This window comes from Thioalkalivibrio sp. AKL12 (assembly GCF_000377925.1).
Taxonomy (GTDB): domain Bacteria; phylum Pseudomonadota; class Gammaproteobacteria; order Ectothiorhodospirales; family Ectothiorhodospiraceae; genus Thioalkalivibrio; species Thioalkalivibrio versutus.
This window is the reverse complement of sequence record NZ_KB898900.1, coordinates 21668-44538: the sequence shown is the minus strand read 5'-3', so window position 1 is coordinate 44538 and position 22871 is coordinate 21668. Positions and strand designations below refer to the sequence as shown.

Here is a 22871-nt window from a genome sequence, read left to right as displayed (position 1 = left end):
GCGGGAGGCACGGGCATGAGCGCGTCCGGCATCGGCACCTCCGCGCTGCTGGCGTTCCAGCGCGCGATTGGCACGACCAGCAACAACATTGCGAACTCGGCGACCGAAGGCTACAGCCGCCAGCGCACCGAGCTGTCCAACCTGACGCCGCAGTTCCTGGGGGGCAGCTTCCAGGGTCAGGGCGTGCAGGTGGACACGATCCGCCGTATCTCCGACGATTTTGTGAATACCCAGCTACGCAACTCGATCTCCGATCAGTCGAATGCCGAGCTGAAGGCGTCGCTGGCCGGGCGCATCGACGACCTGCTGGGCAGCTCCAGTTCCGGGCTGACGCCGGTGCTGCAGGACTTCTTCGACGCCGGCCAGGATCTGGCCAACGACCCCACCTCCAGCGCCGCGCGCACGGTCTTCCTGACCGAAGCGGAGTCTCTGGCCGAGCGATTCGCCTCGATCGACCGGCGCATCGAGGAGCAGCGCGACATCATCAACGGCCAGATCCGTACCAACGTCGACGAGATCAACTCGCTGACCGAGGCGGTCGCGGGGCTCAACCGCGAGATCGTGTCCAAGTCCACCCAAGGCACCCCCAACGATCTGCTGGACCAGCGCGACCGCGTGCTGAACCAGCTGGCGGAGAAAGTGAACGTCCGCATCACCGAGCAGGACGACGGCGCGGTCAATGTGTTTGTCGGCAACGGCCAGGCGCTGGTGCTGGGCGGTAACAACCGCGAACTGGTCGCCGAGTCGCTGACCGGGGACCCGCGTTCGCCGGACATCGGACTGGCCACCAGCGGCGATCCGGTCAACATCTCCCGCTTCATCCAGGGCGGCGAGCTGGGTGCACTGCTGGAGACCCGGACCGGCATCATCGACGAGGCCCAGAACACCCTGGGCCGCCTCGCGATCAGCATCGGAGAGGAATTCAACAACCAGAACAACCTTGGGCTGGACCTGGAGGGCAATCTGGGTGCGAATATCTTCGGGATCAGTGAGCCGACCGTGCGTGGGTTCCCGGGAAATGGGTCCGATGGTATCCCGGAGGTGGAAGTCTCGGATGTCCGTGCCATCACCTCGTCCGACTACCGCCTGCGCTACGTCGGGGGTGAATACGAGTTGACCCGGTTGTCTGATGGCAAAAACATTACCCTCGTCCCGGACGACGATTTGTTGTTGGTCGCACCCGAGGACGAGGATGAGGACGGTCTGGTCATCCACGTGGACGGCCTGGAGGCGGAGGAGGGTGACCAATGGCTGATCCAGCCGACGCGCAACGGCGCGCGGGATTTGTCCGTTGAAATGACCGATCCGGCTGGGATTGCAGCCGCCGCCGCCGTGCGGGCCGACCTCGGCGAGGATAACAAAGGGGATGCCACGATCGCCTCGGTTCGCGCCGTGGACGCTGACACCCTCGACTTGGACGCGATTAGCGTTGAATTTGATGGTAGTAATTTCATCGTCAACGGCGATAACGACACACCCATTCAGCCTGGCCCTGACGGCGTGACAACCATTGCGTTCAATGGCTGGGAGATGGAGATCCGGGGCACGCCGGAGGCGGGGGACACCTTCGATGTGAGTAGCAACGTGGGCTATCCGGGTGACAACCGCAACATGCTGGCGATGAACGAGCTGTCGGATGAACGGCTGGTAGGCGGTGATCGTACCTTCGGGGATGGCTACAACAGCCTGCTGGCCAATGTCGGCACGCGCACCCGCCAGGCGCAGGTCGCGCAGGAATCGGCCAATGCGCAACTGGAGCAGGCGCGCGCCCAGCGCGAGGCGGTGTCCGGCGTCAACCTGGACGAGGAAGCGGCGGACCTGATCCGCTATCAGCAGGCCTATCAGGCCGCGGCCCAGGTTATTTCGGTCAGCAATTCGCTGTTCGATTCACTGCTCGGCGCGGTCCGCCGCTAGCGGCCATCGGGAGACACGGACATGCGCATTTCGACCACCCAGATTTTCCAGACCGGGATCGACCAGATCCAGCGCGGCCAGACCGAGCTCAACCGGACCTCGCTGCAGATGGGACGGGGCGAGCGCATCCTGTCGCCATCCGATGACCCGAGCGGTGCGACCCAGGTCAATCAGTTCGAACGCATCATCCAGTCGACCAAGCAGTACCAGCGCAACATCGACAACACCCAGCCGCGGCTGCAGCAGGAGGAATCGGTCCTGCAAAGCGGGACCGACCTGCTGCAGCGCGCACGCGAACTGGTGGTGGCCGGCAACAACGACAGCCAGACCAACGAGACCCGTAGCTATCTCGCCGGCGAGCTGCGCCAGCTGCGCGAAGGGATGTTCGATATCGCGAACACAAAGGACCCGAACGGCGAATATCTCTTCGCCGGCACGAAGTCCCTGGATCAGCCCTTCCGCCAGAATGGCGACGGGGAAGTCATCTACGATGGGGCCAAGGGAACGGGCAGCGTTCGCGAGGTCGCAATCTCCCCGAACCGGAAGGTTGCGGTGGGTGACACCGGCGAACGAGTGTTCATGGCCATCCCCGAGAACGACGGACGGGTTGGGGCCGCCGCGCATCCCGAAAACACCGGTCGGCTGGTTGTGGAGCAGACTGGGGTAAGTGACCAAGCCGCCCTGAACACCGATGACAATTTTCTGATTCAGTTTAAGGAAGGTCCTGAGGGTAGCTTTAGCTATCACGTGTACCAGGCGGACGAGGATGGCGAGCTGGTGGAGGATGAAGATGGTAATCCAGAGCCGCTCGAAGTTAACGGTGGAGCAGTGACAGGCGATTACGTGCCGGGCGCCGCGATTGAGTTTGCAGGGCGTTCCGTCACAGTGAGTGGCACGCCTGATGACGAGGACATGGTCCTGTCCAGGCCGGCGGAGAACAAGAGTGTCTTCGATACCCTGGATGCCATCATTGCTGCCCTGGAACAGGGCGGAGCCGATGGCCCCAGTCGGGCGAATCTGGCGACGGCCAGCAATACCGCACTGGCCGACCTGGACACCGTGCTGGGGAATTTCAGCGATATCCGCGCCGAGGTGGGGTCGCGCCTGAAGACCTTTGATCAGCAAAAGGATCTGAACGAGGACCGGCTGGTGGACCTGAATAGCGCGGTGTCCGAGATTCGCGACCTGGACTACGCCGAGGCGATCAGCCGCTTCAACCAGCAGCAGGTGGCCCTGCAGGCCGCGCAGCAGACCTATACCCAGGTGAACCGCCTGTCGCTGTTCGATTTCCTCTGATCCGTCTCCCTGGCCGGGCGGGCCATGGTTGCGCCTTTGTGCGACCATGACGCCGTCCTGATCTGCGAGAGTCCGGCATGGCCAAGAACAACGAACCCTCCGCGCCCATCCAGTACCGTTCCACCGGGCGTCCCCCGCGCTATCTGATCGTCCTGCTGATCCTGGCTGCGTTGTGGGCGGGCTTCTGGGGCGTTATTCACCTGCAGTCGGGCGAGCCCGAGGCGGTGACGCTGGACGTCGAGGAGCAGGCCGAGCTGGAGGCCAAGTTGCAGGCGCTGGGGCCGCGCGATGCCGAGCCCCGCCCGGATCAGGCACCCGGCGACCCGATCATCGATCTCGACGCCGAGGCCGAGCCGCTGGTCCCGGAACTCTACGAGGAACGCGCCGAGGCGCGCAGCGTGCGCTTCAGCGAGCGCGAACTGAATGCCCTGATCGCCCAGGACCCGGACCTGGCCGGACGCGTGGCCATGCGTCTTACGCCGGGGCAGGTGAGCACTCGGGTGCGCATCGACGTTCCGGCGGATATCCCACTGCTGGGAGGTCGTGTCCTGAATGTACGCTCGGGGGTGCGCTTCGAGACCGAGGATGGGCGGGTGCATGCGCGCCTGGTCGGCGTCAGTGTTGCGGGAATCCCGCTGCCGGATGCCTGGCTGGGCGGGCTGAAGGACGAAGACCTGCTGGCGCTGGAGCCCTTCCAGCAACTGCGCGCGGGCATCGAGTCCATCGAGGTCCGCGACGGCGAACTGGTGCTGGAACTCGCCCGCTAAAGCCGCCCCCGAGTCCGTCCGCGAATCACACTGTTTCCCGCACGCGTTCATCTTTCCGTCAGTGCCTCTAGTAGGCGCGGAGGAGTGCGGGGCGGTTGCGGTTCTCCTGATGCGTTTCGATCCTCCGGGAGACGCAACGCATAAACGGCGATGGCATGGAGTCCCAAGCCCATCGGCCGCCCGGATCCTCACCGTGAGCCCGTCATCCCGGAAACCGCGCAGCGGTTATCCGGGATCTTCATCGTTGGAAGGCGTAGATACGTCGGGGTGTTTGTGCGCGGGGAGATCCCGGCTCTTCGCTTCGCTCCGGCCGGGATGACGAGAACGGGGGCGTTACGGCCGGGATGACGAGGTAGGGGGTGCTGTGGCCGGGATGATGGGAAAGCAGGGTCCCGCCGCGATAACGGCCGGGGGGATTGGGGCTGGATGGATGCACCCACGTTCGGAATGACCGTCTAACCCTCGGAATGACCACCCAACCCTCGTCATCCCGGAAACCGCGCAGCGGTTATCCGGGATCTCCATCGTTGGAAGGCGTAGAGACGTCGGGGTGTTCGTGCGTGAGGAGATCCCGGCTCTTCGCTGCGCTACGGCCGGGATGACGGGGAGGGGAGCGCTACGGCCGGGATGACGGGAATGGGAGCGCTGTGGCCGGGATGAGGATTGGGGGCTGTTTGCTGCGGGCGTCGGCTTGGGCTGCGTACGGCCTTGAGGCGCCCGTTGGTAGCCCGCCGAGGGGCGGTTTACGGACTCTACATATCCGAGGGCTATCCCTGATCATGAACGACGTAGGGTGCCAATGAGCGCAGCGAATTGCACCGATGGTGGCGCGGGGCGCTCGGGGACCGGGGCCTGCATGGGAACGGTGCGGTTCGGCTGGCACCTCACAACACCCTACGGTGAGGTAGGTGCTAACGCGGGGTGACGCGCAGGGTCTCGGCGCCCAGGGCCTGCAGGCGTCCACGCACGCTGAGGGTCAGGGTGGAATGTCCGGCCTCCAGCGACGGCTGGCTGGCTGACTCGTCCATGGCGCGCATGGCCATCATGGGCTGCGGCCGATCGTAGTGGTCGTCCGGCAATTCCACTTCCAGCGTGCGCAGGTGCGTGGCCCCCAGCGAGCGGGCGATGACGCGCGCTTGTTCCTTCAGGTCTTCCATAGCCTCTTCGATCATCGCCTCGCGATGTTCCTGGCGTGCCTCGGGGCTGAGGGAGAATCGGATCTGGCTGACGTTGAGGTCCCGCTGCTGGAGCGCGCCGACCAGTTCGGTCAACCGATCGAAATCGGCTCCGGTCAGTTCCAGGTTCTGCTGGACCAGCCAGGCATTGATGCGGCTGCGGTCGTCGGAGTCGTGAATGGCGCGGGTGGAATAGCCGATGGTGCGGGCGTCAATCCCATCCTGTTCGCCGGCGCGTTCCAGTGCGGCCTGCATGTTTCGGTTGACGGTGGCAGCGGCCGAGGCGGCCTCCGGGGCGCGGGCCTCGGTCGTCATCAGCACGGTCATGTGGTCGTTGGCGACCTGGCGCTCGGCCTTGCCGGTCAGGGCCAGCGTGGTTCCGCCGTCGCTTGCGATGGCCGTAGCCGGAAACGCCAGGACCAGGGCGGCGAGCCCGGCGACGAGCCAGGACGGGCGGGACGCGAGGGGGGTGTTCTTCGGTGGCATGTTCATGAACCTCTACAGATTGCGCGCAAGCCGGAGGCCGGCGAACACGTGACGTTTTTCGGGGGTGAAGAAGTTGCGCATTGTAGAGCGGGTGAGCAATGGATCGCTCCAGGCGCTTCCGCCGCGTAGAACGTAGTGTTCGCCGTCGAACCAGGGTAGGGAGTATTCCTCGTACGGGAACGGCTGGAAGCCCGGGTAGGGCTGAAAGGTGTTGCCGCACCATTCCCATACCTGGCCCGTGGCGCGCAACCGCCCGGCCTGGGCGGCGTGTTCCCATTCGTGTTCGTGGGGGAGGCGGGCACCCACCCAGCGGGCGTAGGCCGAGGCCTCGAACCAGGAGAGTCCCACGGCGGGTGCATGCGGATCGAGTGTCTGGGTGCCGTGGGGGAGGGTTTGTACCCGGGTCCCGTCGGGTAGCTTCCACCACCCGAGAGGTGCCTCGATGCCCGTTTGTACCAGCCAGGTTCGACCCGGCGGGTCCCAGTGGGGGCCCGGGCGGTAGCCTCCGGCCTCGATAAACGCGGCGATCTCGGTATTGGAGACCGGATGCGAGCGGATCGTGTGGGGCGCGAGCCGGACCGGGTGGAGGCCACGCTCGTTGTCGAAGGCGGTCGCCGCGTCGCTGCCGCTGACATGTTCGCCGCCCGGGCATTCGATCCAGTCGCCGCCGGCCGCCAGTGCGGGTTTTGGCTCCTGCGCTTGGGGTGGGGCGGGGCGATGCAGGCGGGCGAACCAGCGCACCTGCTCCAGGCTTTCCAGGTGCATGGCGTGGTGCTGCGCGAGAAAACCGGTCAGGTAGTCCCGCTCGAGCAGGGGATGGCGCCGCACCGCCGGATGGTTGTGCAACAAGTCCAGGTGATGTTGCTGGCTGGCCTTGCCCCATTCCAGCAGGGATGGGCGCGTCGGGAGTCTTCCGCCGCGGCGCCACTTCGGGCTCTGTTCCGGGAAGTAGAGATCGTGCCAGTCGCGCCGGTCGGGCGGAGGTTCACCCAGGATGCGTTCGTGTAGCCATACCGCCTCGATGAAATGGCAATGGGCGTAGTGCCACCCGATGGGACTCAGGTCCGGGTGATACTGATTGCGCCATTCGTTCCCCGGTGTCGACTCCAGTGCCGTGTTCAGGCGGTCGTGCTGGGTCGCCAGGCAGTCCAGGAGGTCGGATGGGTGCGGGCTTGCACTCGGCTGCGGATGGGCGGCATTCATATCCGGTGGAGCGTGTTAGAGCGCCAGGAGTTCCGGCGGTTCGTCGGGATCGAGGATCAAAAGATGGCCGGGCGGGACCGGACGCCAGCGTTCGCGGTCGGTGAGGGGCTCGGAGGCCACGACCACGCTGTCGTCGGGGAACGTCTCGTCATCGGTGGTGTAGTAGAGGCTGGGACAGGGCGCATTGACCGCATGGCGGCTGGCGATGATGCGGCGGCCGTCGGACAGGATTACGTTCAGCAGGGCGGTGTCGGAACCCAGCCAGGTCTCCACGGTGGAGAACGCCTCGCCGAGGGCGCCCTCCAGCGTCGCGTTGTCGTCATCGGCCAGGTATTGCCGGACCAGGGCGAAGAGGTATTCGGAATCGGTGGTTCCCTCGATGCTTGATTCGACCTCCTGGCTGAGGATGTTCTGGATCTGGCGCCGGATGTCGGGACGGAAGCGGCTGATCAGGCCGTTGTGGCTGTACAGCAGGCCATCGCGGGCGAATGGCTGGGCGTTGACGGTGTCGCCACCAAAGCCGGGGGTTGCGCTGCGGATGGCGGCAACCCACAGGGGCTGGGTCATGTCGCTGGCCAGATCCACCAGGTTGGGATCCTGCCAGAGCGGATCGGCGCGCCGGTAGTGGCGCGCAATGCCCCCCTCGCCAAACCACCCGAAGCCGAAGCCGTCGGCGTTGACGCGGGCATACACCAGCTCCTGCGGGGCCATGGCTTGTTCGATCAGGTTGTGTGGCGGATCCAGGATCAGGCTGCGCAGCGTGATCGAAGGACCCAGATAGGCGAGGTGTCGGCACATGGCTAGGGTCAGTTGGGGCGTCCGGGGTTTCGTGCTAGCGTGCCGCAAACCACCCCGATACGGAAGCCCGGATGTCCGCCGAACCCAGTGCTGTCTCTATTTCCCCTCGTTACAGCCGCCAGGTGGTGGAGGAACGCGACGCCCACGCCGACTTGCTGGCCGATTTCCGCGCGGGGATGCTCGAGCCGCCCCGGTCCCTGCCGCCGAAGTATTTCTACGATGCGCGCGGATCGCAGCTGTTCGATGCGATCTGCGATACCCCGGAGTATTACCCCACGCGCCTGGAGGCCGACCTGCTGGAGCGGCATGCCGAAGCGATCCTGGAGGCGTCCGGGGCGCGCACGCTGTTTGAACTCGGCAGCGGGACGTCGCGCAAGACCGAGTACCTGCTGGCGGCGCTGGAAGCCCGCGTCTCCGCGCCCCATTACGTCGCGAACGATGTCTGTGCCGAGATCCTCGACGAGGCCGGCGCGCGACTCCTGCAGCGCTTCGATCAGATGCGGGTGGACAGCCTGTGCGGGGACTATGCGGCGGCGCTGACCCATCTGGCCGATGTTTCCGGTGCGCAAACCGACGGTCCGCGTCTGTTTGCCTTTCTCGGCAGCAGTCTGGGGAATTTCGAGGACGCCGAGGCGGCTGCACTGCTGCGACGCATCCGCGACACCATGAACCCCGAAGACCGGCTGCTGCTGGGGCTGGACCGGGTCAAGCCGCGCCCGGTCCTGGAGGCGGCCTACAACGATGCGGCGGGGGTAACCGCGGCATTCAATCTGAACCTGCTGTCGGTGTTGAATACCGAGTTGGGGGCGGACTTCGATCCGGAGGGTTTCGAGCATCGCGCTCCGTTCGTCGAAGACCTCTCGCGGATCGAGATGCACCTGGTGTCGCGGCGGCAGCAGACGGTGCGCGTGTCGGAGCCGGAGGCGGTTCTGGAGATCGCCGAAGGCGAGGTGATCCGGACCGAGATCTCGCGCAAGTTCAGCCGCGAGGCCATCGACCGTCTGCTGACGGCGGCCGGTCTCGAACATGCGGCACAGTGGTCGGCGCCCGAGGAGTGGTACTCCCTGTTTCTGCTGCGGCCGGGGGCGGACTGAGCGGGATGCGCGCACCGCGGCTGGTGCTGGTGCGGCACGCCCAGGCCGGAAACCCCGGCGACTGGGACGGGGCGGATCGTGACCGGCCGCTGACCGACAAGGGCCAGGTGAGTGCGGTACGCATGGCGCAGGCGCTCGGGGATCTGCTGCCGGGATCGGTCGAGCTCCTTTGCAGCCCCTATCTGCGTGCCCGCCAGACGGCGATCCCCTTGTCCCAGGCGCTGGATGTCCCGGTGCGGCAGAAGAAATGGCTGGCGCCCGGGCAACCCACGGGGCTGGAGGTCGAGGCCCTGGCCCGCAATCTCCCGGCGGATGGCGGCCTGGTGATCGTGGGACACGAGCCGGACCTGTCGCTGCTCGTAAGCTGTCTGCTGGGCACGACGGGCGGGCGGAGTCTGGTTCATATGGGCAAGGGCGATGCCTGCGGATTGACGGGCGCGCTGCCGGGCCCCATGCAGCTCGCCTGGCACCTGCCTCGACGTATCCTCGAACGGCTGGCCGGCGGTGAGGCGGATTGAACATGCACACGGAGAACGATGCCGAGACGGTTGCGGCCGTTGATCTGGGTTCCAACAGCTTTCACATGATCGTGGCACGGCGCCAGGACGGCGAGGTCCTGAAGGTCGACCGCATCAAGGAAACGGTGCGTCTTGCCAGCGGTCTGGATCCCGATGGACAGCTGGATCCGGAGGTGGGGCAGCGTGCCCTGGCTTGTCTGGATCGCTTCGGCCAGCGACTGCGCCAGCTGCCGCGCGGCTGCGTGCGCGTGGTCGGCACCAACACCTTGCGCCAGATGGACGACAGCCGCGCCTTCCTGCGCGCGGCGGAAGAGGCCCTGGGGCATCCGGTTGAGATCATTGCCGGGCGCGAAGAAGCGCGGCTGATCTACCTGGGCGTGGCGCATGCGCTGGCGGACGATAGCGGCCGCCGGCTGGTGATGGATATCGGTGGCGGCAGTACCGAATTCATTATTGGAGAGCGCTTCGAGCCGGTCCTGGCCGAGAGCCTGGAGATGGGCTGCGTGACGTTCACCCGCAGCTTCTTCGCCGATGGCAAACTGACGCGCAAGGCCTTCGCGGCCGCGCAACTGCAGGCGCAGCGGGAGCTGCAACCCATCGCGAGTGCCTACCGCGCGGCCGGCTGGGAGCAGGCGCTGGGGGCGTCGGGTACGATCCTGGCCCTGGACCGCATGGTGCATGAGGGGGAATTGGAGGAGACGCCGGGTGTAAGCCGCGAGAACCTGGAGCGGCTGCGCGATGCGCTGATCGAGCAGGGGGCCATCAAGCGGCTGAAATGGCCCGGTCTGGCCGAGGACCGGGCGCCCGTGATTGCCGGTGGCCTTGCGGTGCTTCTGGGTGCCTTCGAGGCGTTGGGGATCGAGCGGCTGCACCCCTCGGACGGGGCCCTGCGCGAGGGCGTGATCCATGACCTGCTGGGACGTTTTCGGCACGAGGACGTGCGTGCCAGCACCATTCACCATCTGCGCCGGCGGTTCGCAGTCGATGCGTCCCAGGCGGAGCGGGTGCAGGCGACGGTGGCGCGCCTGGTGACCGCTGTTCGCGCTGCCTGGGAGCTTGGCGAGGACGACGCGGAACGCCTGGACTGGGCGGCCGAACTGCACGAGATCGGCCTGGCACTGGCCCACAGCAAATACCACAAACATGGGGAGTACATCCTCACCTGGGCCGACCTGCCGGGTTTCTCGCAGCCCGAACAGGCCGAGCTGGCGTGGCTGGTGCGCCTGCACCGGGGCGGGCTGAAGCCCAAGTTGTTGTCCGGGGTGCGAGAGGATCGCGCGCGGCCGCTGCTGTTCATGGCGGCCCTGCTGCGTCTGGCCGTGTTGCTGCATCGTTCGCGCGCGCCGGATCCGGTGCCGCTGGAGCGCATCGAGGCGACACAGGAGGGTCTGACGCTGACCTTCGCGCCTGACTGGCTGGATACCCACCCGCTAACGCGCGCCGATCTGGATGCGGAACGCGAGGACTGGGCGCGCCACAAGCTGGAACTGGAGTTCGAGTGAGCCCCTATTCCGAACCTGACACAAGGAACGCAGGATTCTGACATTGGTGGTCTGGATCTAAGTGCTCGCGGTGCCGCAGTGGATCGGCATCTGGTGGTCGGCGACCGGGTTTCGGTTGATGCGACACAACCGGTTGCTGGCACTGCCCGTCCTGCTCCGCCATGTGCAGTCGATCGGCCTGAATTTCGGGCTATTCCTCTGCGTGGCCGGGATCGTGGTCCTGCTGCAGGACCTGCTGCGGCACGGCGACGCCGAGGTCAGCTTGCTGGGCGGGATGCACGATGTCCCGCGTTCCGGCACCGCTTCAGCGGACCGGGACCACGGCAAATCCTGACCTGACAGCCATGACGTTCAGCCAGCCGCCGGGTCGCAGGATGGGATGAGCGCAGCGAATCCCATCAAGGGATTGGCATGACGCGGGAAATGGTGCGTTTTGCTGCGCTCAACGGCACCCTACCGCGGCGGAAGGGAGCCAACGCCTGGAAGAACGTTCCCTGCAATTGGCTGAAGCTCGTTGCCAATGAGGGAGTCTGAAGTCGGCGAGACAGAGGGTCGCTCAGCCCGTGGTGGCACCCGACAGTTGGGCGCTCAGGGATTCCTGGGCGGAATAGGGGATCTCGCCCGCGGTTGGCCGGATGCGTTGGTAGCTGCCGTCGGGCTGCAGTGCCCATGCGGTGGAGCTGTCCTGCAGGTAGTTGAACAGGGATTCCTCGGCGACGCGGTCGCGCAGTTCCGGGTCGCGTACGGGGAAGGCCACCTCGACGCGGCGGAAGAAGTTGCGCGGCATCCAGTCGGCGCTGGACAGGAACACCTCGGGGTCGCCGCCGTTCTCGAAATAGAACACGCGGGAGTGTTCCAGGAACCGGCCCAGGACCGAGCGCACCTCGATGGTTTCCGAGATGCCGGGCACCCCGGGGCGCAGGCTGCAGATGCCGCGCACGACCAGCTGGATAGGGACGCCCGCCTGCGAAGCCTTGTAGAGGGCCTGGATGATCTTCGACTCGTTGAGCGAGTTCATGCGCGCGACGATGCGGGCGGGCTTCCCGGCCTGGTGGTTGTCGATCTCGCGCTGGATCTTCTCCAGCATCGCGGCATGCAGGCGGAACGGCGCCTGGAGCAGCTGGCGCAGTCGGGTCACCTTGCCCAGGCCGGTGAGCTGGAGGAACACGCGGTGGACGTCCTCGGTAAGCACGGGGTCGGCGGTCAGCAGGCCGAAGTCGGTATAGGCCTTGGCGGTGCCGGAGTGATAGTTCCCGGTGCCCAGGTGGGCGTAGCGGGTGATGCGGTCGCCATCGCGGCGCACGACCAGCGCCAGCTTGGCGTGGGTCTTGTAGCCGACCACGCCGTAGGTGACGTGGACCCCGGCGTCCTGCATGCGGTTGGCCAGTTCGATGTTGTCGGCCTCGTCGAAGCGCGCCCGCAGCTCGATCACGACGGTGACCTCCTTGCCGGCCTGCGCCGCCTCGATCAGGATCTCGACCAGCGGCGAGCGGGTGCCGGTGCGGTAGAGCGTCTGCTTGATGGCCAGCACCCGCGGATCCGCCGCCGCCTGGCGCAGGAAGTCGACCACCGGCATGAACGACTGGTAGGGGTGATGCAGCAGCAACTCCTGGTCGCGGATGCAGGCAAAGATGCCGCTGCCGCTCGTGTCACTGCGGGGCAGGGCCGGGACCAGCGGGGGAAACTTGAGGTCCGGCCGGTCCACCAGTTCGTGCACGGCCATCAGGCGGTTCAGGTTGACCAGTCCGGTGACCTGGTAGAGGTCGTCTGGCTCCAGGTGGAATTGCTGCAGCAGGAACTCCGCGACCTCCTGCGGGCAGTTGTCCGCGACCTCGAGGCGCACGCCGGCACCGTAGTTGCGCTGGGGCAGCTCGCCCTCCAGGGCGTTCAGGAGGTCGTCGATCTCCTCTTCCTGCACGAACAGGTCCGAGTTGCGGGTCAGCCGGAACTGGTAGCAGCCGGTGACCTTCATGCCCTGGAACAGCTCGTCCACGTGCGCATGCAGGATGGACGACAGCAGCACGAAGTCGTTGTCGCCGCTGGCGACCTCGCGCGGTAGCCGTACCAGGCGCGGCAGGGAACGCGGGGCCTGGACCACGGCGCGGCCGGATTCCCGCCCGAAGGCATCCTTGCCCTTGAGGGTGACGATGAAGTTCAGGCTCTTGTTGAGGATGCGCGGGAACGGATGGGCGGGGTCCAGGCCGATCGGGCTGAGGACCGGCTGGAGTTGTTGGCGGAAGTACTCCCGCACCCAGTCCCGCTGGGCCGCGTCCCAGTGGGTGCGCCGAACGAAGTGGATCCCCTCCGCTGCGAGTGCCGGGATCAGTTCGTCATTCAGGGTGCTGTACTGCTGTTCCACCAGGTCGTGGGCGCGCGGCGCGATCTGGCGCAGCTGTTCGGCGGCCGAGAGGCCATCCGGGCCCGGGGCCTGCACGTTCAGTTCGACCTGCTGGCGCAGCGAGCCCACCCGGACCTCGAAGAATTCGTCCAGGTTGGTGGAGGAAATGCTGAGGTAGCGCAGGCGTTCCAGGAGCGGGAAGGCCGGGTCCTGGGCGATGGCGAGTACCCGGCGGTTGAATTCCAGCAGGGACAGCTCGCGGTTGAGGAACAGGTCGGTTTGGGTCACGTCGGCATCCGGCATGCACGACTCGCGGCAGAAGTGGGACCGAGAGTCTATGACGGCATTATGTCAGTTCCGTGAACCGGGGTCGGTTGGGACGGCCCGGAACGGTCCTGGAAGTCCCCGGGCGGCGTACCTGAACTGCGCTGTCTCGGCGCTGGTGGCTATACTTGAATGCTTGATCATGCAGCGCGAAACGCGCTGCCGTAAGGAGAAGTCCGTTGGCCGAATTTACCCTGACACTGCACGCGCGCGACGAGGCACAGCCGGAGCTGCACAAGGTCTCGGTGGTCGCCGAAGGCGAGCTGCCCGAATACGGTCAGGTCTGGGTCTGGGACATCCTCTACGCCCGGCAGTTGTTCGCCCTGGGCGAGGTGCAGGCGGCCCAGGACCTCAAGGAGACCCTGGAGCTGTGGGCAGTGAACATGTCCAGCAAGGTGTTTCAGCCCCACGGCCATATCCTGTCCAAGGGCTACCTGGACCTGTCCGAGAACCTGCAGCTCGTGACTGGGGACGATGTCCCCGCCGCGGCCGAAGGCGATCGCCAGGTGGTGGTCTCGGTCGATGGCCAGGCCGGGCAGCTGCCGGATGTCGTGGTGTCGCCGGAGAGCCTGACGGCCGAAGAACGCCAGGACCTCGTGCTGGGGCTCGGGCAGTACTTCAACTTCGAAAATCCGATGTTCGCGCGCGAGCTGCCGATCCACGTGCTGGCCATGCGCAAGTACTACGCGGACATCAACTTGCCGCATACGCAGATCGCCCTCGACGAGGCCCCGTTCTTCGCCATCCAGAAGGCGATGGAGTACTTCCAGGCCGCCAACCAGGGCACCGTGCAGTAGGCACTGCCGCCGCTGCGCCGGGTCCGGGCTGCGTGCTACGGTCGCGATCATGAGGACCGTCTATTCTGCCGCCGACCCGGTGATGGCCGGGTTCATCGAGACCCTGCTGCAGGAGGCCGGCATCCCGGCCTACGTGAACCAGGCCGGGCTTTACGGTGCCGTCGGGGAAGTCCCGCCGACCGAGACCTGGGCCCGCATCATGGTGGTGCACGAGGAACAGGCCGAGGAGGCGCGCGCCATCATCCTGGAATATCTGGAGGGCGAGCCCGAACACGACGGCCGCGACTGGAAGTGCCCGCGCTGCGGCGAGGTGATCGAGCCGCAGTTCACCCAGTGCTGGAACTGCGGCCGGGACAAGCCCAAGGCCTGAGGGTCGTCAGTCGGGGTCGTCAGTCGGGCCGCCCGTTGCCGTCGTACTGGGCGCGGATGCGCTGGATGTAGTTCTGTGTCTCGCGAAACGGGGGCACGCCGCCATGCCGTTCCACCGCGCCGGGGCCGGCATTGTAGGCGGCCAGGGCGAGATCCAGATCCCCCTCGAAGCGATCGAGCATGGCGGCCAGGTAGCGCGTGCCGCCATCGATATTCTGGGCGGGATCAAAGCGGTCGGTTACCCCGAGATCGGCGGCGGTAGCGGGCATCAGCTGCATCAAGCCGTGCGCGCCCACCCGGGATACCGCCTGCGGATCGAAGCAGGACTCCACGTGAATCACCGACTGCACCAGCGCCGGGTCCACGCCCTGGCGGTGGGCGGCGTTGTGGATGAGGTCCGCGAAATCGCCACCGCCGGTGGCCAGGGCATTGCGGGCGCGGGCACCGCAACGTGCGCGGGCGGTGGGTCGGCCGTAGGTGGCGATCAACTCCATGCCGCTATTCTGCTGACGCTGGTTGGTGATCAGGCGCTCTCCACCCGGGCCCTGGAACACGAAGATCTGACTGGGTGACCAGTTTCCACCGCCGGGTGTCGAGGTGACCGTGCCGGCACCGCCGGGCGAACGGATGGTCTCGTAGGGAACGCCCTGCGGGCGCTCGTCGGTCAGGACCCGGGCCCCGGAGGCATCGCGAAAGGAGTAGAGCTCGGCCGCGCTGGTGCCGGCCAGAGCCAGCCCCGCCACCAGTATCAGCAGGCGCAGCACCGTCCGACCGGAATGCTTACCATGGTGCCTTGTATGCAAGCCCTGTTCCCCCTGGCCCGGATGCGAGCCGAGTACTGATCCCGATGACCGAGACCGCGTTCACAGTTTGCATTATGGCGCCGGAGAGCGCACGCCTGAAAGCGCGTGTCGAACGCCTGGTCGACGGGGCGGGTGTGACGCCGCCGGCGGTCGAGGTGCTGGAGTCGGTGGACTCGACCAACCGCTATCTGCTGGAGACCCGCCCCGAGGCGGGCGATCTGCCACGCGCCTGCGTGGCGCAGGCCCAGACAGCGGGTCGCGGGCGGCGCGGTCGTGTCTGGCATTCGCCTCCGGGGGCGAGCCTGGCGCTGTCGCTGGCATGGCCCATCATGCAGGGGCGGGTGCCGCCCGCCTATCCGGTCGGGGTTGGCGTTGGGGTCATCCGTGCGCTGGAAGCGCTGGGTCTGGAAGGTGTGCGACTCAAGTGGCCCAATGATCTGATGGTCGATGCCGCCAAGCTGGGCGGCATCCTGGTGGAGCAGCGCGCGGCGAGTGGTGGCCAGCCAGGCTGGCTGGTGGTGGGGATTGGTCTCAACCGGCAAGGCGCCGGTGCCCTGGAGCTGGACCGTGCGGTGACCGATCTCGCGACCCAGCTCCCCGGTCTGGTTCCGGATCTCCTGGAGCTTGCAGCCCGGGTGATCGCGGAGCAATGTCGCCTGCATCCGCTGTTGATGGGCGAAGGGCTTGTGCCGCTGGAGCGTGAGCTGGTGCGGCTGGACTGCCTGCGCGGCCGGCCGATCGAAATCCTGGATGACGGCGTCCGCGGACAGGCGCATGGAATCGATCCGGCGAGCGGCTGCCTGGTTGTGCAGTTCGACGACGGTGCGATCCGGCACCTGCATTCGGGCGAGGTCTCGGTACGGAGTTGCGAACATGTCTGACATTGCCCTGGTGGATATCGGCAGTACCCGTGTGAAGTGGCAGGTGCGCAACGCGGAGGGCGAAGTGCTGGGGTCCGGGGCGAATCGTGACCCGGCCGGTTGTGTCCGTGGCCTGGCCTCGATGGCGTGCGAGGCCCCGCTCACGGCCGTCTGGTTGTCGCGGGTCGGGCCCGGCGAGCGCGAGGCGGCGTTCTCGGTCGAACTGGCGGCTGCCGGGATCGACGCGCCGGTACACGCGGTGACGGTGCCGGCGGACGGCCCGCATGGCCTGCGGATCGACTATGCGGCGGGGCAGTTGGGCGTGGATCGCTACTGCGCGCTGGTGGCGGCGCGGGCCCGCTGCGATGCGCCGATGATCCTGGTCGATGCCGGCACCGCCGTCACCGTGGATGTACTGGAGGCGGATGGTCGCCATGCGGGAGGCTATCTGTTACCGGGGCGCCAGCTCGGCTGGGAGGCGCTGCAGACGCGTCTGACAGATCGCATTGCGCCGCGCGAGGCCACGCAGTGGCCGGATGACCTGGAGACCGCGCCGGGCCTGAACAGCACCGAGGCCCTGGAGCGCGGATGGAGCCTGGGGCTGGCCGGCGCGCTGGATGGCTTGATCGCGCGCTCGCGGACCGCGGAGCGGGCGGACGCGGCCTGCTGGCTGACGGGGGGCGATGCCTACTGGCTGGCGCCGGTGTTGCGTGCAGAGTCCACGATCTTCCCGAACCTGGTGCTGGACGGCCTCTGGGAGCTGTCGCGCTGGGAGGGCGCCGAATGCGCTGGCTGATCCTGTTTCTCGCGTTGGTGAACCTGGGGTACTTCACCTGGGCCTGGCATGACGGCCGCCTCAACCCCGATCCCTACGCCGACGTGCCCCCGCTGGAGCGCAATGGTGGCGAGGTGGAGCTGCTGGATGCGTGGCTGGAGGCGCCTGCTGGTGACCCGGACCCGGGTGATTCGGTGTGGCGTGAACGACTTCGGAGCGGGGTCCAGTAGTGGCTCTCTAACGCTCCCGCTGTGCAGCGCGTTCGGCACGGCGCCGGTCGCGGTGGCGTTGCCAGGCGGCCGACAGGCGGCGGGAGGCCCAGTAGCCGGCAATGGCGGTTGGCGTGGCGATCAGCAGGCTGCCCATCAGGGTATAGGTGATCTCGTCCCCGATGCCCTGCAGATACCAGGCGTCGGGGTCGTGCGAGATCAGGGGGACATGATAGAACACGGCCTCGCCGAGTTCGTGGAAGACCCAATACAGCGGCGCGGCGGTGAAGGGGTTGCTGACGAACGAGGCCACGAACGCCGTCGGAAAATTGCCCGCCAGTGCAATGCAGAGAATGATCATCAACACGGTCTGGAAGCCGACCGTGGGGGTCAGGCCAATAAACAGCCCGATCGCGACCCCGCGGGCCAGCGCCTCCGGGCCGCTCTTCATGCTCCCGGCGGCATGCAACCCGGAATGCAGGCGCGGATGACGGGCCAGCCAGTTGTGGGCGCGCCAGCGTAAGGCCCGCCAACGGATGCTGGCCCGTCTCAGCATGGCCGCGAGTGCCTCAGGCCGCTCCCCACCGGGCCGCGGTCTCGGGGGTCCAGCCGACGGTGATCGCGTCGTCCTGTTCGATGACGGGCCGCTTGATGAGCGCCGGGTGTTCGAGCATCAGCGCGATGGCGCGTTCCGCATCCAGTCCCTCGCGCTGATCGTCCGGGAGTTGGCGCCAGGTCGTCCCGCGCCGGTTGACCAGGGTCTCCCAGCCGACGGCGTCGACCCAGCCGCGCAGCCGATCCGCCGCCAGCCCGTCCTTGCGAACGTCCACGAAACGATAGCCCACGCCGGCCGCATCCAGCGACCGACGGGCCTTGCGGACGGTATCGCAGTTGGCGATGCCGTAGAGCGCGATCTCAGACATCGCGCAGCAGGGCGTTCAGGCCCACCTTGGCCTTGGTCTTCTCGTCGACGCGCTTCACGATCACGGCGCAGTACAGCGAGTACTTGCCGTCCTTCGACGGAAGGTTGCCGGAGACGACCACGGAGCCAGCCGGCACGCGGCCGTAGAGGATCTCGTCGTTCTCGCGGTCGTAGATGCGGGTCGACTGGCCCAGGTACACGCCCATGGAGATGACCGCACCTTCCTCGACGATCACGCCCTCGACCACCTCGGAGCGTGCGCCGATGAAGCAGTTGTCCTCGATGATGGTCGGGGCGGCCTGCAGCGGCTCCAGTACGCCGCCGATGCCCACGCCGCCGGAGAGGTGCACGTTCTTGCCGATCTGGGCGCAGGAGCCGACCGTGGCCCAGGTGTCTACCATCGTGCCTTCATCGACATAGGCGCCGATGTTCACGTAGGACGGCATCAGCACGGTGTTGGGGGCAATGAAGCTCCCGCGACGGGCGGTGGCCGGGGGCACGACGCGCACGCCCGCCTCGCGGAAGTCGCGGCTGGAGGTGTCCGCGTACTTGGACGGGACCTTGTCGTAGTAGTTGGTGAAGCCGCCCTTGATGAACTCGTTCTCGGAGATGCGGAACGACAGCAGCACGGCCTTCTTGAGCCATTCGTTCACCACCCAGTCGCCGTCCTTCTTCTCGGCGACGCGGGCACGGCCGGTGTCCAGCATATCCAGCGCCTCGTTCACGGCGTCGCGGACGTTGGTTTCCACGTTGCGCGGGTTGATGTCGGCGCGGCGTTCAAAGGCGGCTTCGATGGTGCTCTGGATATCGGACATTAGGTATTCCCTTTAAGGCAATGAAAAATAAATTGATGAGTGGCGTTAACGATAAAGCGCAGTGATTCGCTCGGCCGCCTCGATGCAGGCGGCGGGCGCGGCGACCAGCGCCATGCGCACGTGTCCGGCCCCGGGATTGTGCCCCGTCTCCGGGTCGGTCCGGGAGAGGTAGCGCCCCGGCAGGACCGTGACCCCCGCCTCGCCGTAGAGGCGTCGAGCAAAGCCCTCGTCGTCACCATCCGGCACGCGCGGCCACAGGTAGAAGCCGGCGGCGGGTGCTCGCACGTCGATCACCGATTCCAGGATCGGGACCACTGCAGCGAATTTCTCGGCATAGAGGGCACGATTCTCGGCCACGTGGGCCTCGTCTGACCAGGCGGCGCGGCTGACGGCCTGGGTCGGCGGCGGCAGGGTGCAGCCATGGTAGGTCCGGTACAGCGCGAAGCGGTCGAGCAGGGCCGCATCGCCGGCCACGAAACCGGACCGCAGCCCCGGCAGGTTGGAGCGCTTGGACAGGCTGTGGAAGACGATGCAGCGCTCGAACGCGGCGTTGCCCATGCGCGCCGCGGCCCCCAGCAGGCCGGCCGGCGGCTCGCCATCGGGGTGGTAGATCTCGGAGTAGCATTCGTCCGCCGCGATGATGAAGTCATGGCGCTCGGCCAGGCGGATCAGATCCTGCATCGCGGCCTCGGACATGCAGGCCCCGGCGGGGTTGCCCGGGTTGCAGATGTAGACGAGCTGCACGTCCTCCCAGGTGGCCGCGTCGACCGCCGAGAAGTCGGGCAGGTAGCCGTTCTCCGGCGCCAGGTCGTAGAAGGCCGGCGTGGCCCCGGCGAGCAGCGCCGCGCCCTCGTAGATCTGGTAGAACGGATTCGGCATCAGCACGCGGGCGCCGGGCTTCTCCGCCACGACCGCCTGGGCAATCGCGAACAGGGCCTCGCGGGTTCCGCTGACCGGAAGCACCTGCCGTTCCGCGTCCACATTGCCCAGGTCAAACCGCCGTTGCAGCCACGCCGCGATGGACTCGCGCAGGGCCGGTTCACCGCGTGTGGTCGGGTAGTGGTTGAAGCCCTGGAGGGAGGCCCGCAGGACGGGTTCGACGAAATCGGGCAGTGCGTGACGCGGCTCGCCAATCGACAGTGCGATGGGCTCCCGGTCCGCAGGCGGTTGCAGGTCCGCGAACAGCCGGCGCAGGCGTTCGAACGGATAGGGCTGTAGCCGGTCCAGGCGCGGGTTCATGGCGGCTCGGGCGTCGTGGTCGGAGTTGAACGGAAGACCGCGCAGTATACCGGGCCTCGATGCCCCGCGGGAAAACCCCGACAGACCGGCGGCGACCGGGTGGTCCGGCGCGAACCCTGCAGGATGAGCGGGGAGGCATCGGGCGGTTCTTGAGAAAAAGGTGCGCGCGCGCGGCCACGGCGACTGGGTCCTGTCACTTGACAACGATGCAAGGAGAGTTGAAATATTCGTCCATGGACAAGGTCACCGCCACCCACATGTTCGAGTCGCTGGCCTCCGGTATTCGCCTGGATATCGTGCGCCTGCTGGTGCGTTATGGCCACGCTGGGCGGGTCGCCGGCGAAATCGCCGAAACCCTGGAACTGCCGCGCACGAACCTCTCGTTTCACCTCAAGACCCTGACGCAGGCGGGCCTGCTGACCGTCACGCAGGAAGGGCGCTACCAGCGCTATCGGGTGAATCTCGACGCGATGCAGGAGCTGGTCGCCTACCTGACCGAGAACTGCTGCGCGGCCGACTCCGACGGCTGCGCGTTGCCTGCGGCCCTGGACTGTGCAGGGGATACGGAAGCCACAGCGGCTCCGCAAGTGCCGGGCCGGCACGTTCGATAGACCACGCGCCCGGGTGGGGGCTGCAACAACCGAGCCAGGCCGGGTCCACCCGGGATGGCCGGTGGGACCCCGGGCCGATCCGCGAGATGGAGTGAATCGAGGAGTCTGATCCATGAAGCGCATGCACCTGCACGTTTCCGTGCCGGAACTGGAACCGGCGATCCGCTTTTATTCGCATCTGTTTGCGGCCGAGCCGAGCGTGGTCAAGGGCGATTACGCGAAATGGATGCTGGAGGACCCGCGGGTCAATTTCGCGGTGTCGGCCCGCGGTGCGCCGGTGGGCCTGAACCACCTCGGCATCCAGGCCGAAGAGGCGGGCGAGCTCGACGAGCTGGGCCAGCGTCTGGACGCCATCGACGCGGACGTGCGCGAGGAGATGGGCACGCATTGCTGCTACGCGCAATCCGACAAGTACTGGACCACCGATCCGGCCGGGATCGCGTGGGAGAGCTATCAAACGCTCGGAAGCATCCCGATGTTCGGCGCACAGGATGAAGGGACCGGTGACTGCTGTGTACCGGAAGGGACATCAACCTTCTCGTGCGGGCCAGCTAGTGACAATGAAGCCAAGGGTTGTTGTTGACGCGTTACCTGGGCAGATACGGAGGAAGCAATGACCGACCGGAACGCCTCCGTCGAGGAGATCTCGACGAAGGAAGGCATGGGCATCTTCGAGCGCTACCTGAGCGTTTGGGTGGCGCTGTGCATCGTGGCAGGCGTCGCCCTGGGGCAGTTCCTGCCGGTGGTGCCGGAGACCCTGTCGCAGTGGGAGTACGCCCAGGTCTCCATCCCGGTGGCCATCCTGATCTGGGCGATGATCTACCCGATGATGGTGCAGATCGACTTCTCCGCCATCCTGGGCGTGCGCCGCGAGCCGAAGGGCCTGGCCATTACCACCTCGGTGAACTGGCTGATCAAGCCGTTCACCATGTTCGCGATCGCCTGGTTCTTCTTCATGGTGGTGTATGCCGCCTGGATCCCGGAAGACCTCGGGCGTGAATACCTGGCCGGGGCGATCCTGCTGGGCGCGGCGCCGTGTACCGCGATGGTGTTCGTCTGGAGCTACCTGACCCGCGGGGATGCCGCCTACACGCTGGTGCAGGTGGCGGTGAACGACATCATCATGCTGTTCGCCTTTGCGCCCATCGTGGTGCTCCTGCTGGGCGTGTCCAATATCCACGTGCCCTGGGACACGGTCGCGCTGTCGGTGCTGCTGTACATCGTCATTCCGTTCGTCGCCGGCTACCTGACGCGCATCTGGCTGATCCGCAAAAAGGGCATCGAGTGGTTCGACAACGTGTTCATGAAGCGTCTGGGCCCGGTCACGCCGATCGGCCTGCTGGTGACGCTGGTCCTGCTGTTCGCCTTCCAGGGCGAGCGCATCCTGGAGAACCCGGGGCATATCGTGCTGATCGCGATCCCGCTGATCATCCAGACCTTCCTGGTGTTCTACATCGCCTACTACTGGGCGAAGGCCTGGCGGGTGCGTCATGCGGTAGCGGCCCCCGGCGCGATGATCGGCGCGAGCAATTTCTTCGAGCTGGCGGTGGCCGCGGCGATCGCGATGTTCGGGCTGCAGTCGGGGGCGGCGTTGGTGACCGTGGTGGGTGTGCTGGTCGAGGTGCCGTTGATGCTGGCGCTGGTGCGCATCGCCAATCGCACCCGCCACTGGTTCCCGACGGACACCGAGGCGAAACCGGCATGACCACGATCACCCTGACCGACGCCGCGCGCGAGTGGCTGGCCGGGCAGGGCGGCGAGGTGGTGGTGCGATGGTCCACGCGCCACGGTTGTTGTGGCGGCCAGGCGGCGGTTCCAGTGGCCGAGCGCGGCGCGCCCCGCCGGGCCGACGGCTACACGGAGCGCGAGATCGAGGGGATCCGGGTCCATGTGGCGGGGGACCTGGGTCCGGGCCCCTACCGGATTGACGTCGAGGGCCTGTTCCGCTGGCGCCGCCTGGTGGTGGAAGGGGAGATGGGGCGGCGTTGATACTCGGGGCGGGGGAGCACGATGTCCGAACGAGTTCAGGTCGTGGTGGATCGACGGTTCGGTGGCC

The 22871-nt window shown here is 66.8% G+C and carries 25 protein-coding genes; 16 read left to right on the top strand and 9 right to left on the bottom strand.

What is annotated here, in order from left to right; translation table 11 throughout:
* The first annotated feature begins 15 nt into the window (after positions 1-15).
* From flgK to D579_RS0110575, 3 genes are all read left to right on the top strand, one after another.
* The gene (gene flgK, locus D579_RS0110585; protein WP_018951999.1) at positions 16-1914 is read left to right on the top strand and encodes a flagellar hook-associated protein FlgK; all 1899 of its coding nucleotides are present in this window, start codon (positions 16-18) and stop codon (positions 1912-1914) included.
* A gap of 21 nt (positions 1915-1935) precedes the next feature.
* Positions 1936-3210 (top strand): flagellar hook-associated protein FlgL, encoded by a 1275-nt coding sequence (gene flgL, locus D579_RS0110580; RefSeq protein ID WP_018951998.1) that lies wholly within the window; start codon positions 1936-1938, stop codon positions 3208-3210.
* 77 nt (positions 3211-3287) lie between these two features.
* The gene (locus tag D579_RS0110575) at positions 3288-3977 is read left to right on the top strand and encodes a hypothetical protein (protein ID WP_018650019.1); all 690 of its coding nucleotides are present in this window, start codon (positions 3288-3290) and stop codon (positions 3975-3977) included.
* 911 nt (positions 3978-4888) lie between these two features.
* Here the strand turns inward: D579_RS0110575 and D579_RS0110570 are convergent.
* From D579_RS0110570 to egtC, 3 genes are read right to left on the bottom strand one after another with little or no spacing between them, the layout of a single operon-like run.
* Positions 4889-5638: an SIMPL domain-containing protein gene (locus D579_RS0110570; protein ID WP_018938515.1), complete on the bottom strand. Its 750-nt coding sequence runs from the start codon at positions 5636-5638 to the stop codon at positions 4889-4891.
* Positions 5639-5650: 12 nt separating this feature from the next.
* A complete protein-coding gene (locus D579_RS0110565) occupies positions 5651-6841 on the bottom strand; it encodes an SUMF1/EgtB/PvdO family nonheme iron enzyme (protein ID WP_018951997.1) in 1191 nt (396 codons plus the stop codon).
* A gap of 15 nt (positions 6842-6856) precedes the next feature.
* The gene (gene egtC, locus D579_RS0110560) at positions 6857-7639 is read right to left on the bottom strand and encodes an ergothioneine biosynthesis protein EgtC (RefSeq protein WP_018951996.1); all 783 of its coding nucleotides are present in this window, start codon (positions 7637-7639) and stop codon (positions 6857-6859) included.
* Positions 7640-7710: 71 nt separating this feature from the next.
* Between egtC and egtD the strand changes: the two genes are divergently transcribed.
* The 4 genes from egtD (at position 7711) to D579_RS0110540 (ending at position 11087) form a co-directional block, all read left to right on the top strand.
* A complete protein-coding gene (gene egtD / locus D579_RS0110555) occupies positions 7711-8733 on the top strand; it encodes an L-histidine N(alpha)-methyltransferase (RefSeq protein WP_018951995.1) in 1023 nt (340 codons plus the stop codon).
* Positions 8734-8738: 5 nt separating this feature from the next.
* Complete coding sequence (locus D579_RS0110550; protein ID WP_018145479.1) at positions 8739-9251, top strand: histidine phosphatase family protein; 513 nt, start codon at positions 8739-8741, stop codon at positions 9249-9251.
* 2 nt (positions 9252-9253) lie between these two features.
* On the top strand, positions 9254-10753 hold the full coding sequence (ppx, locus tag D579_RS0110545; RefSeq protein ID WP_018951994.1) for an exopolyphosphatase: 1500 nt from the start codon (positions 9254-9256) through the stop codon (positions 10751-10753).
* A 61-nt stretch (positions 10754-10814) separates the two neighbouring features.
* Entirely contained in the window at positions 10815-11087 is a 273-nt protein-coding gene (locus D579_RS0110540) for a hypothetical protein (RefSeq protein ID WP_018951993.1), read from the top strand.
* 222 nt (positions 11088-11309) lie between these two features.
* Here D579_RS0110540 and ppk1 read toward each other — a convergent pair whose 3' ends face one another.
* Entirely contained in the window at positions 11310-13394 is a 2085-nt protein-coding gene (gene ppk1 / locus D579_RS0110535) for a polyphosphate kinase 1 (protein WP_018938509.1), read from the bottom strand.
* Between the two features lie 200 nt (positions 13395-13594).
* Between ppk1 and D579_RS0110530 the strand changes: the two genes are divergently transcribed.
* A complete protein-coding gene (locus tag D579_RS0110530; protein ID WP_018951992.1) occupies positions 13595-14212 on the top strand; it encodes a hypothetical protein in 618 nt (205 codons plus the stop codon).
* 49 nt (positions 14213-14261) lie between these two features.
* Positions 14262-14582 (top strand): DUF2007 domain-containing protein, encoded by a 321-nt coding sequence (locus tag D579_RS0110525; protein WP_077276935.1) that lies wholly within the window; start codon positions 14262-14264, stop codon positions 14580-14582.
* 19 nt (positions 14583-14601) lie between these two features.
* Here the strand turns inward: D579_RS0110525 and D579_RS0110520 are convergent, their stop codons facing one another.
* On the bottom strand, positions 14602-15345 hold the full coding sequence (locus D579_RS0110520) for a lytic transglycosylase domain-containing protein (RefSeq protein ID WP_018951991.1): 744 nt from the start codon (positions 15343-15345) through the stop codon (positions 14602-14604).
* Between the two features lie 113 nt (positions 15346-15458).
* Here D579_RS0110520 and D579_RS0110515 point away from each other — a divergent pair, with 113 nt between their 5' ends.
* Genes D579_RS0110515 through D579_RS0110505 form a run of 3 tightly spaced genes read left to right on the top strand, consistent with a single transcriptional unit; the run spans position 15459 to position 17249 of the window.
* Complete coding sequence (locus D579_RS0110515; protein ID WP_018951990.1) at positions 15459-16265, top strand: biotin--[acetyl-CoA-carboxylase] ligase; 807 nt, start codon at positions 15459-15461, stop codon at positions 16263-16265.
* Positions 16258-17040 (top strand): type III pantothenate kinase, encoded by a 783-nt coding sequence (locus tag D579_RS0110510; RefSeq protein WP_018951989.1) that lies wholly within the window; start codon positions 16258-16260, stop codon positions 17038-17040. The genes D579_RS0110515 and D579_RS0110510 overlap by 8 nt, the downstream gene beginning before the upstream one ends.
* Positions 17028-17249, top strand: a complete 222-nt coding sequence (locus D579_RS0110505; protein WP_018938504.1) for a hypothetical protein — start codon at positions 17028-17030, stop codon at positions 17247-17249. Before D579_RS0110510 ends, D579_RS0110505 begins: the two co-directional genes overlap by 13 nt.
* Positions 17250-17256: 7 nt before the next feature.
* On the opposite strand, the gene D579_RS0110500 is transcribed toward D579_RS0110505, so the two are convergent.
* From D579_RS0110500 to dapC, 4 genes are read right to left on the bottom strand one after another with little or no spacing between them, the layout of a single operon-like run.
* Positions 17257-17784 carry a DUF2062 domain-containing protein gene (locus D579_RS0110500; RefSeq protein ID WP_018951988.1) on the bottom strand — a complete coding sequence of 176 codons (528 nt, stop codon included), beginning with the start codon at positions 17782-17784 and terminating at the stop codon, positions 17257-17259.
* Between the two features lie 13 nt (positions 17785-17797).
* The gene (locus D579_RS0110495) at positions 17798-18151 is read right to left on the bottom strand and encodes an ArsC family reductase (RefSeq protein ID WP_018169941.1); all 354 of its coding nucleotides are present in this window, start codon (positions 18149-18151) and stop codon (positions 17798-17800) included.
* Positions 18144-18965, bottom strand: coding sequence for a 2,3,4,5-tetrahydropyridine-2,6-dicarboxylate N-succinyltransferase (dapD, locus tag D579_RS0110490; protein WP_018145491.1), 822 nt, complete (start codon positions 18963-18965; stop codon positions 18144-18146). The genes D579_RS0110495 and dapD overlap by 8 nt, the downstream gene beginning before the upstream one ends.
* A gap of 45 nt (positions 18966-19010) precedes the next feature.
* A complete protein-coding gene (gene dapC, locus D579_RS0110485) occupies positions 19011-20204 on the bottom strand; it encodes a succinyldiaminopimelate transaminase (protein WP_018951987.1) in 1194 nt (397 codons plus the stop codon).
* A gap of 233 nt (positions 20205-20437) precedes the next feature.
* Between dapC and D579_RS0110480 the strand changes: the two genes are divergently transcribed.
* The 4 genes from D579_RS0110480 (at position 20438) to D579_RS0110465 (ending at position 22804) form a co-directional block, all read left to right on the top strand.
* Complete coding sequence (locus D579_RS0110480; RefSeq protein ID WP_018951986.1) at positions 20438-20815, top strand: helix-turn-helix transcriptional regulator; 378 nt, start codon at positions 20438-20440, stop codon at positions 20813-20815.
* Positions 20816-20927: 112 nt separating this feature from the next.
* A complete protein-coding gene (locus D579_RS0110475) occupies positions 20928-21398 on the top strand; it encodes an ArsI/CadI family heavy metal resistance metalloenzyme (RefSeq protein ID WP_018951985.1) in 471 nt (156 codons plus the stop codon).
* 30 nt (positions 21399-21428) lie between these two features.
* Positions 21429-22520 carry an ACR3 family arsenite efflux transporter gene (arsB, locus tag D579_RS0110470; RefSeq protein WP_018951984.1) on the top strand — a complete coding sequence of 364 codons (1092 nt, stop codon included), beginning with the start codon at positions 21429-21431 and terminating at the stop codon, positions 22518-22520.
* Positions 22517-22804: a CC/Se motif family (seleno)protein gene (locus tag D579_RS0110465; protein WP_018951983.1), complete on the top strand. Its 288-nt coding sequence runs from the start codon at positions 22517-22519 to the stop codon at positions 22802-22804. The genes arsB and D579_RS0110465 overlap by 4 nt, the downstream gene beginning before the upstream one ends.
* Positions 22805-22871 lie beyond the last annotated feature (67 nt).